At 62.7% G+C, this 1,974-nt stretch carries 3 protein-coding genes; all 3 read right to left on the bottom strand.

Annotated elements, in window-relative coordinates:
* Positions 1 to 1,191: adenosylhomocysteinase (ahcY, locus tag EN914_RS33570; protein WP_127389585.1), on the bottom strand; the 1,191-nt coding region annotated here is incomplete at its 3' end.
* A 180-nt stretch (positions 1,192 to 1,371) separates the two neighbouring features.
* Positions 1,372 to 1,668 (bottom strand): HPr family phosphocarrier protein, encoded by a 297-nt coding sequence (locus EN914_RS33575; RefSeq protein ID WP_013528333.1) that lies wholly within the window; start codon positions 1,666 to 1,668, stop codon positions 1,372 to 1,374.
* A partial coding sequence (locus tag EN914_RS33580) for a PTS sugar transporter subunit IIA (RefSeq protein WP_127389586.1) occupies positions 1,665 to 1,974 on the bottom strand: 310 nt, incomplete at its 5' end. The genes EN914_RS33580 and EN914_RS33575, both read right to left, overlap by 4 nt.

Consider the following 1,974-nt stretch of genomic DNA (forward strand, 5'->3'; position numbering starts at 1 on the left):
GGTGAAGGATGCCGACATGACGAAGCTCGGGTGGCCGGTGGCGTTGCCGAGATTGAGCAGCCGTCCTTCCGACAAAAGGATCATCCGCTTGCCGTCCGCGAAGGTGATCATATCGACCTGCGGCTTGACGTTGGTCCATTTCAAATTGCGCAGCGCGGCGACCTGGATCTCATTGTCGAAGTGGCCGATGTTGCCGACGATGACCATGTCCTTCATCGAGCGCATATGGTCGAGGGTGACGACATCCTTGTTGCCGGTGGTGGTGATGACGATGTCGGCGGTGGGGGCCGCATCTTCCAGCGTGACGACTTCAAAACCGTCCATCGCAGCCTGCAGGGCGCAGATCGGATCGACCTCGGTGACCTTGACGCGGGCACCGGCGCCCTTGAGCGAGGCCGACGAGCCCTTGCCGACGTCGCCATAACCGCACACGACAGCGACCTTGCCGGCCATCATCGTGTCGGTGCCGCGGCGGATGCCGTCGACCAGCGATTCCTTGCAGCCATACTTGTTGTCGAACTTCGACTTGGTGACCGAGTCGTTGACGTTGATGGCAGGGAAGGGCAGCAGGCCCTTCTTCTGCAGCTGGTAGAGCCGGTTGACGCCGGTGGTCGTCTCTTCGGTGACGCCGCGGATCGCCGCCTTCTGCTTGGTGAAGAAGCCGGGCGAAGCCTTCAGGCGCTTCTTGACCTGGGCGTAGAAATATTCCTCTTCCTCGCTCTGCGGGTTGGACAGCACGTCCTCGCCGGCCTCGGCGCGGGCGCCGATCAGGATGTACATGGTGGCGTCGCCGCCATCATCGAGGATCATGTTGGAGAGGCCGCCATCGGCCCACTGGAAGATCTTGTCGGTGTAGTCCCAATACTCCTCCAGCGACTCGCCCTTGACGGCAAACACCGGGATGCCGGCCTCGGCGATGGCCGCGGCCGCATGGTCCTGGGTCGAGAAGATGTTGCAGGAGGCCCAGCGGATATCGGCGCCAAGCGCCTTCAGCGTCTCGATCAGCACCGCCGTCTGGATGGTCATGTGCAGCGAGCCGGTGATGCGCGCACCCTTGAGCGGCTGCTTGGGGCCGAATTCCTCACGGCAGGCCATCAGGCCCGGCATTTCGGTTTCGGCGATCTCGAGTTCCTTGCGGCCCCAGCCGGCAAGCGAGATGTCGGCGACTACATAGTCCTTGCTACCCGTCATGGCAGTACTCCGATGCGAATGTTGTGCTTGCGAATTTGTTGCGGACACGCCCGCGCCGGTCGGCGCGTCCAAGGGCGCGAATTGCCGGCCTGACTAGCAGATCGGAGCAAGGACGACAATGGGATATAAAGAAATCTTTATCCCTGCATGTCTCTCGGACGCATATCGCGCTCTACCAGATCAGCATTCCTCGCCGAAGCGGGACGCCACCAGTTGCTCCAGGGCGTCGATGACCTGCTGGGCCTCCGGCCCGCTGGCGGTGACGCGGATCGAATAGCCGGGGCTTGCCGCCAGCATCATCAGGCCCATGATCGAGGTGCCGCCAACCTTGACGCCATCCTTCTCGACATGCACCGAGGCATCGAAGCCGCTGGCCAGCTGGACGAACTTCGCCGAAGCGCGCGCATGAAGGCCGCGCTGGTTGATGATGGGGAAATCCCGGACTATCTGATCTTTTTCCGGGGACAGCGCGGTCATTTGCTGCTCAGGAGCTGGCTGGCAACATTGATGTATTTGCGACCGGCGGCCTGGGCCTCATCAAGGGCGGCCGCCATGTTGTCGCCCTTGCGGATCGAGGAAAGCTTGATCAGCATCGGCAGATTCATGCCGGCGATCACCTCGGTGCGGCCGGACTCCATCACCGAGATGGCAAGATTGGAGGGCGTGCCGCCGAACATGTCGGTCAGCACGATGACGCCCGCCCCGGTGTCGACACGGGCAACCGCGTCGACGATGTCGCGGCGACGCTGCTCCATATCGTCGTCGGCACCGATCGCCACGGTT

The organism is Mesorhizobium sp. M7A.F.Ca.CA.001.08.2.1, assembly GCF_003998455.1.
In the GTDB taxonomy this organism is placed as follows: domain Bacteria; phylum Pseudomonadota; class Alphaproteobacteria; order Rhizobiales; family Rhizobiaceae; genus Mesorhizobium; species Mesorhizobium ciceri.